Raw genomic sequence first — 8,605 nt, 5'->3', positions numbered from 1 at the left:
GATGGAGTATGTCCTGAGCTTAGTGTCCTAACCAACCTGGCGGTTGCTATATCTGCAAATTAAACAATTCAAAATTCAAAATTCAAACATTTTATATATTTTCAGATGGGGATTTAAACCCCAACTGAAAATACGCTATGTGTTTTGGTAGGGGTCTTAAACCCTTTAATTGACGATAATTGGTGGTGAAGGAAAATAAGGGACTTCTAAATAAAAAAATCCCATCCCTGCAGGACGCTACGCGTAGCTTGCTTCCCCAAAGGGGTACGCTCTGATGGCAGGACAGCAGGGGGAGAGAAAGTCGTTTTGATGGGCATGAAATTGAATAATTTATTTTTTGGATTTCCCTAAATTAAGTGTTTTTAGGTAGTTGCACAGTAAATAAACTACCTTTACCTAGTTCAGAAGCGACCTTGATAGTTCCTGCGTGTCCTTTTATAATCCGATGGGATAGATGTAGTCCTAAGCCACTACCTGAGCGTTTATTTCTGCCTTGGCGAAATCGCTCGAAAATTGTTGCCTGATCTTCTGGCGCAATCCCATATCCTGTATCTTGTACCTCAATTATTACCAAATCTGGATTAGATGATGTTTCAGAAATGCGGATTGTTATGCCTCCTGTATCTGTAAATTTGATGGCATTTGCAATCAGATTGTTTAACACTCGCCGTAATTCTAAACGATCGCCCATGACCATACCAGCGTTTTGACTCACTGACTCTAATTCACGGGTATCAATTTCTAGAGTCAAGCCTTTTTCATTAGTTAGAGGACTTAGTTCGCTGACTACTTCTTGAGATATCTCAGATAAATCGCATTCTTCCCAATTTAACGTTTTTTTACCTGCCTCGAAGCGATAGACTTCTAACAGCGTGTTCACCATTTCCATCAAATTTTGGTTACTGCGAATCATTACTGCGATCGCCTGTTTCATTTCTGATGAAATTTTGCAGAATGTTTCCATTTCAAACAAATTCAACATCCGATCGGCGGCTACTAAAGGAGTTCGCAAGTCATGAGTCAGACGGGAAACAAAGTCTTCCCGTTGGCGGGCCATTTTTTGCTGTTCGTCCAGACTGTGCTTGAGACGTAATAGCGATCGCACTCTTGCCAGTAGTTCATCAGTATCAAATGGTTTACGAATAAAATCGTCAGCACCAGCATCCAAACCTTCGACAACACTGGATTGGTGAAAGGCAGTAATCAACAGAATTGGAATATAAGAGATTACAGGGTTTTTCCGAATCCGACGTGTGACTTCATAACCATCTATCCCCGGCATCATTACATCTAACAAAATCAGATCGGGTGGAGATTGCTCAATTTGTCGTAAAGCCTTTATTCCATCTGAAGCCAAATCAATTTCATACCCCTCACTTTCTAAAATTGCTTGAACCAAAATGAGGTTATCTTGAGTATCGTCAACTGCTAAGATCCGATAAATTTTATTATTTTCAACTATAGACATGATTTATATTTATAAACTTTTATCAGTTTTTTTGGAAGTAATTTTTAAATTTAGGGTATTCTTCTATTGGTGCTTTCCTAGCTTGAGAAGATGACTGATCGGGATTTTGTGCAGGATAAAAAAAATCATCGTTATCTAACTGTGAAGCTGGAGCATTGGCTGTTACAGTCGGTAATGTAATTTGACGTGGCAATTCAATTTTAAATATTGAACCCACCCCCAATTTACTCTCAAGAAAGACTTTACCGCCCATCATTCGCACTAGCGAATCTATAATTGCCAAACCCAGACCTGTACCTGGATATTTGCGAGTGATAGTTTGATCGACTTGCCGAAATGCTTCAAAAATATGTTTAAAATCTTTGGGGGCTATGCCAATACCTGTATCTTGAACGATAATTACGACTCGATTTGTCGGTAGTTCCTTAACCTCAACCCAGATTTCACCAGAGTCTGTGAATTTAATGGCGTTGGAAAGCAGGTTAATCAAAATCTGTTTGACACGAACCGGATCGTTAAATACCAAAGGATTTTGCAAATCGGTTTGTACTAACAATGAAAGATTTTTAGCATCAGCTAGGGAATGCATTTCACTGATAACGAGATTGATTTCCTTTGATATATCAAATATTTCTGTCTTTAAATCTAATCCTCCTCCCTCCAGCTTGGAAAAGTCGAGAACTTCATTGAGTAGCATCAGTAAATGCTTGCCATTATTCAAAATGCGCTCAACCATATCTGCTTGCTGGTGCGTTAGTTGAGCGAACTTAGGACGCAGCAGTATTTGCGAAAAACCAATAATTGCATTCATTGGCGTTCTAAGTTCATGCGAAATAGTTGCCAAAAAAAGTGATTTTAGACGTGATGCCTCCAATAGCTTGAATTTTTGCATTTGAATCTGTTGCTGTTGCCTCTCCAATTCTTGGTTCTTACAAATGAGTTGTTCATGACTTTCTCTAAGCTGCTGGTTTGCCAAATCTATCTGTATTTCTGCCTGATAAATCCGAATTGCACTCCGCAAAACCTGCGACAAAGTTTCTGGGGATATTCTAGACTTAGAGAGATAGTCCGTAGCACCAGCTTTCAATAATTGGAGAGTAATTTGTTCATCTCCTTGACCAGTTAGAACTACTAAAGGAACTTTAATTTCCGAAGAACGTAGCTGTTGAATCAAGGTTAGTGCATCCCGATCTGGTAAGCGATAGTCAAGAAAAACACAATCGTAAGTAGTAATGCTTAAGACAGAGAACGCATCATTACCATCGCCTACTTCAGACAGTTCCATCTGAATACCTGCTGTAGTCAGGGCAGAACGGATCGCTATCCGGTCTACTTCGTCATTGTCTACAACCAAAATTTTCAGCGTCTCTTCCATCGGTTTTTACTTTCGCCGCCAAACATAGGTTGATGTATAATATTCATCTTTTTAGATTATCCAACTAAAGAATATAAGATTTTTGGACATCTAAAATTTGATTGATTAAGATATTTTGCATACTATCCACTTTAACAAAGTGTAGGGGTTTAAGTCCCCGGCTTCTATCAAGCCGCAAGTGTTGGGCTGCTTGTCTTTATCCCCGTCACAACACGTAATTGCGAATTGCGAATTGCGAATTGCGAATTGCGAATTGCGAATTGCGAATTGCGAATTGGTTTAATGCCTGCTTGAAATTCATCACATCAACTTAGTTATCCTCCATTAGTAGTATGTAATTATTCTTTCGGGTGTTCCGTTGGATTGAATTCACTCTGTTGTATCTTCAATCTGGTTAATTTACCAGATTCTGGTAACTAAACTCTTAGCAGATGACCAATGTCCTACAAAAAAATTAGTTATTAACAAGCAGACACAGCTGGTATAATAAAGTAAAATAAAATACTTTACTAAGCTAAAATCAATTGTAGATGAGTGAGCAAGCCACCGTCGTCAGTCATTGGTGAGAGTTGCATACCATTATCGTGTACCATAAGCTTGAACAGTTTTACCTATCAGGTTAGTTAGACTAGGTAAATAAAAAAGTAATATCTATAGCTATTTGTGAATCTGAAGTAATCCTAGCTCCTGAAATTTCGACAATTTTCTTAGCGATCGCTACATCTGTGTTAGTATTTATCCAGGTATATCGAAATTATAAATGTTCGCAAAATTACCAAACCTTAATGCTGAAGAAAGGTTCCCGACAACAATTAGGCAAAAATTCAAAACCTAAAAGTTTTTTTTAAGCTCGATCCAAAATAATACTAATTAACGAATGGAACATAGCAACTCAAAGCTGAATTATCAACAAGGAGCAGCAATTTGGCATTTGTTTCAATATTTCATACTTTTTATGTAAGTATCTATATATCTCCAGCTAGATTTGTCCTCTATCTAAATATAAAAATTTTGGATGGTTGTTATTTCTATCGGTGGATGCAGACAGCTTGAAATATCATCTATCTTGAGGTTGGGAAAATAAGAGATAGAGTTACAAAAAGCAATACTTTGAAAGATGCAAACAGTGCAAGAGTGAGTGTAGCGATGAATGAAATTAGTATTATTTTAATTGAAGATCATGACTTAACGCGAATGGGGCTACGAGCAGCACTACAGTCTCACAGTGCATTGAAAGTAATTGGGGAAGCAGCAAATGCTACCCAAGGATTAAAACTTTTAGAAACGGCAAAGCCAGATGTAGCGGTAGTAGATATCGGCTTGCCTGATATGGATGGCATCGAACTCACTCGTAAATTCAAACGCTCCCAAGCTGAAAATGGGCAATCAACCACAAAGATTCTCATTTTGACAATGGATCATACAGAGGATGCTGTACTTGCAGCCTTTGCAGCTGGCGCTGATTCTTATTATATGAAAGAAACTAGCATCAGTAAATTAACTGAAGCGATCCAAGCAACTCATGGGGGTAACTCTTGGATCGATCCAGCAATTGCCAACGTGGTATTGCGGAAGATGCGTCAAGGTATTCCTGGGGAAAGTCAAGGTTCTGACAAGCCGAAGACTGTAAAAATTGAGGCGCTGGCGACAGAATACGAGCAAGTTTTGGAAACATACCCTCTGACTCAACGGGAACTGGAAATCCTAGAGTTGATTGTAGCTGGGTGTAGCAATGGGCAAATTGCCGAGAAACTCTACATTACAGTTGGTACTGTAAAAACCCATGTTCGTAATATTCTAAATAAACTATGTGCTGATGACCGTACCCAAGCTGCTGTGAGGGCCTTACGTTCGGGGTTGGTGGCCTGAAGGATTAGGGACAAGGGAGATAAGGAGACAAGGAGAATAATTCCTAACTCCTAACTCCTAACTCACCACTGTTTTGCCCAATGACCCATTATCCCAACTTTTCTTGCAAGCAATTAGCAATACGTAGTGCTGCTCCCGGTTTGCCCATGCGTCGCCGACCATTTTCAGCAATAATTTGTAAATTATCAGGGTTTTTAAATAGGGATTGTACAACCTTGGCTACTTCTGCTGGTTGATCGATTAAAATTAAAGACGATCCCAGAAGACGACTTTGAGCTTCAGCAAAGCCACGGTTATATTGTGGCCCATTACCGGGAATCGCGATCGCAGGTTTGCCTAAACCGATAAACTGTTCTGTGGCTGTACCTGCCATTGCGATCGCTAAATCTCCCAAATGCAAGCAATCATTATAGGCTTTTTGTGTCAATAGCAGATAAGCATTTCTCTGTTTAAATGTCAATACATTTGGGTCGCGAAGTTTAATAGGAGATGCTGATTCAGCGCGCCAGCCTTGGGATTGCACACTTTGGGATAAAATATTAAAGTCTAAACCAGGAGCGATCGCACCTAAAAACACTACTCTGTTAGAAGTATAGAAGATTGAATCTCGCTGTTGAAAACTTGCCATCAATGCAGATACAGCAATCATAATTGTTTCCCAGTTGGTGTATGCTTCTGGCGGACGAGAACCAGCAAGAAGAGTCACTACAAACGGTCGAACTGTCTCTTGCTGTTGGGTATTTTGACTATAAAATTGTTGGCGTGAAAACATCGACTCTAAACCATCCATCATTGGATTACCGAAAGAAAAAGCTGGAATTGGCCATTGTTTTAATATTTCCGCCGTCAGCGCATCTCTAGGGAATACTGCCTTACAACGGCGACGACTCATTAACCAACGTTCCCAAGGATGGTAAACTGAACCAGAAAAGTTTTCCCAACCTGCGTCTTTAGATTTCCGTGGTAATAATCCAGCTTCATCTCGCACATAATATTCAGATTTTGCCGTACCGACAAAAGCATAATTAGCGCCACTGAATGTTGCAAACAACAACGGGATAATATCTCCCACTGCTAAAATTGCTCTTTTATTACCTAGTTTTTTTTGAGAACTCACCCAACGGCGGATAGCTTTAATTTGGCTGAGGGTAAGTTGCAATAAACCACCGCCTACATCCCGCGCTAATTGGTGGCCATCCATATAAATAAAGCCGCCAGAAGGCATATTCAGGACTGAACCGATAAAGGGGATATCCAACTGTTCATAAGCACGTCCTTCACCCACCAGAGGTAAAGCAAATATCTCTGGTGGGTTTGGTTGTCGTTGGAGTTCTTGCAAAATCCGAACTGCAATCATATCCTCCCCATGACCATTACTTAATACAAGTAACCGCAAAGGAGAAGTTGCAGATTGGGAGTTAGAAGCTAGGGATGACCGAGATAGATTACTCATAAGAAACAAATTCCCTGTCCACGTAAGTAAATTCAGGGGCTTGTATCCCTTTAGCAGAGGGCAGATTTGTATTTCTCCCCTTCTGCCTCCTACCTTCTGCCTTCTGCCTTTTTTCGGTCACGTTTTTACGAGACATTAATTTTTTAATAGTGCTAATCATCCAGAATATCAAAAAATATTATAAGTAATGGTATGGAAAAAAGTGTTATAAATGCCAGCCTTTCTACCCAGAATCTAACCTTTCGTCCAGGTGATACTCCTGTATCATTTGAGGTAACTGTCAATAATGATAGCGATCGCTTCGTCAATTTTCAGATAGAAATTACCGCTGCCGGGGAAATCCGCAACACAGGATATCGCTGGTATAGACTTGAACCAGAGGTAGCGGCAGCCAAGCCTCCGGGCAGTAGTACCATCTTTCAAGTCTTCGTATTCAATACACCAATTCCGGGATTTGTTGGTACTGTCAACCTGATGGTAAATATTTTTTCACCGCAATTAGCACAACAGTGCAGACTTGTGCTACGCCTGAAAATTGAGCGAGACAATAGACCAACACATTTAAGTGTAGAACTGCCTGTACGAGAGTTCCAAGTTTATCCCCGCAATTCTGTCGATATACCAGTACGGGTGCGGAACTTGGGGCAACAACCAACTGAGGTAATGCTACGTTTTACAGGCGTCGATCCGTCTTGGTTGGCTGGCAGTGCAGAACGCCGATTACCCTTAGATCCGGGTGGTTTAGCAGAAACTACATTCCAATGCCAACCTCCTTCTGTAGTCCAAGCGCCCAGTCAAAATTATCCTTTTACTATTGAAGCTGTTAGCAATAATGGTTATCCAACTAATGCTGGAGGCAATATTGAAGTTTTGCCAGTGGGTTTTATAGACTTTACCATTACAGAAAAACACCTGAAAATTCCCAATAAATCGGCATGGTTGCCTAACTGGAAATCTGATACAGCTTCCTTTGAATTACTATTTAAAAATGCTAGCAATCTCAACCAGCAAATTAATGTGCAGGTACAGGGTAGAGACAAGCGAAAATGTAGTTTTAAAAAGCTTCCTGAAACCGCCAATCTTCATCTAGGAGAGACAAGTAAAGTCATCCTCGAAGTTAAAACAAAACGCCCTTGGGTGGGAATCGGCAAAACTTTGTTGCTGGAGGCTAAATCAGAATTATCCGACCAACGTTTAGGGAGTACAGACCCAGCCACGCAGACATTAGAAGTGGAGACTTTGCCAATTATACCTTTATGGCTACAATTGGCTGCGATCGCACTATTAGCTGCACTCTTAGCATTAATCCTGCAACCAAGAGGTGTAATGCATACTCGTTCTGTCAACTCAGTGCGTTTTAGTGGCATTGGTTTATCTGTGGTCAGTGGTTCAGATGATTGCACCTTAAGACTTTGGAGAATTGGTGCTGATAGTTTAGACCCCGATGATACAGTAAGATACACTGGGCAGCCCCTTGCTTGCGACCAAGCACAACAGCCCAAAGGCTTGATGGCCATTACCGATGACGCTGTAGAAGTCTTGCGCTTCATGCCATTACAAAATAATCGTGTTGCTGTTGGTTTAGATAATGGTGTAATTGAACTCAGAGATGTCCCTTCAGGTGCCAAGATTAGCCAACTTCAAGACCTTAAAGATCCTAAAGCAAAAGGCGATCGCGTTTTTGACCTAGCTTTCACCTCAAACTCACTTAACTTATTCAGTGGTTATGGCAGTGGTAAAGTCAGACTATGGTCAAGACCAGCGCCTAACAGCGATTTTCTGCCAGAACCGCAAGTCATTGACGTACAAAGTAGATTGAAACTCTCAAGTTTCCAAGTCCGGGCATTAAATCTCAGCCCAGATGCAAAAACTCTAGTAATTGCTGGAAACTTTAAGCGTTTTATATTGTGGCAATGGAATCAAACTCAATCTGATAAACAATCGCCAAGTTTATCAGTGCAAAATCTAGAAAAACTAGACCCATTAGTTGGGCCTGAAGACTTTATTTGGGGATTAGCTTTTGTTCCTGACTCAACAGGAAAAATCCTTGCAACTTCTGATTCTGCGGGATTTATTACAATTTGGGATTTAAATCAGTGTCAAACAATCAAAAACCCGAATCCGCTAGAAAAAGTAAATGAACTTAATTGTTCACAACTAGACCGTTGGTCAGCATCAAAAACATCTGTGCGGACTCTAGCATTTAGTGACGATGGTAGTCTCTTAGTAAGTGGTGGTGATGATGGACGAGTCATAGTTTGGTACTTAACTCCCGAACATAAGCTTGACAAAACAAGAGCAGCAGAAGGTAAAACAATTTACCAAAGCTCTAAAAAAATCAATAGTATCGACTTGAAAACCAATCAAGGAACCATGATTGTGAGTGGTGGTGAAGATTTTCAAGTCAAACTACACCGCATCAAATAAGGAAGTCGATGAT

General features: G+C 40.3%; 5 protein-coding genes. 2 read left to right on the top strand and 3 right to left on the bottom strand.

What is annotated here, in order from left to right; translation table 11 throughout:
- Positions 1-352: 352 nt before the first annotated feature.
- Together RMY63_RS30260 and RMY63_RS30255 are read right to left on the bottom strand one after the other, a co-directional pair.
- Positions 353-1,468 carry a hybrid sensor histidine kinase/response regulator gene (locus RMY63_RS30260; protein WP_322732254.1) on the bottom strand — a complete coding sequence of 372 codons (1,116 nt, stop codon included), beginning with the start codon at positions 1,466-1,468 and terminating at the stop codon, positions 353-355.
- Positions 1,469-1,490: 22 nt separating this feature from the next.
- Entirely contained in the window at positions 1,491-2,843 is a 1,353-nt protein-coding gene (locus tag RMY63_RS30255; RefSeq protein WP_322732253.1) for a hybrid sensor histidine kinase/response regulator, read from the bottom strand.
- A gap of 1,146 nt (positions 2,844-3,989) precedes the next feature.
- Here RMY63_RS30255 and RMY63_RS30250 point away from each other — a divergent pair.
- On the top strand, positions 3,990-4,712 hold the full coding sequence (locus RMY63_RS30250) for a response regulator transcription factor (RefSeq protein WP_104908003.1): 723 nt from the start codon (positions 3,990-3,992) through the stop codon (positions 4,710-4,712).
- Positions 4,713-4,800: 88 nt separating this feature from the next.
- Here RMY63_RS30250 and RMY63_RS30245 read toward each other — a convergent pair whose 3' ends face one another.
- Positions 4,801-6,165 (bottom strand): lipid-A-disaccharide synthase-related protein, encoded by a 1,365-nt coding sequence (locus RMY63_RS30245; protein WP_322732252.1) that lies wholly within the window; start codon positions 6,163-6,165, stop codon positions 4,801-4,803.
- 192 nt (positions 6,166-6,357) lie between these two features.
- Between RMY63_RS30245 and RMY63_RS30240 the strand changes: the two genes are divergently transcribed.
- Positions 6,358-8,592 carry a hypothetical protein gene (locus tag RMY63_RS30240; RefSeq protein WP_322732251.1) on the top strand — a complete coding sequence of 745 codons (2,235 nt, stop codon included), beginning with the start codon at positions 6,358-6,360 and terminating at the stop codon, positions 8,590-8,592.
- The last annotated feature ends 13 nt before the right edge of the window (positions 8,593-8,605 follow it).

It is taken from the genome of Nostoc sp. ChiQUE01b (assembly GCF_034531255.1).
Lineage (GTDB): Bacteria > Cyanobacteriota > Cyanobacteriia > Cyanobacteriales > Nostocaceae > Nostoc.
The sequence above is the reverse complement of the archived record's forward strand: the minus strand, read 5'-3'. Positions and strand labels throughout refer to the sequence as shown.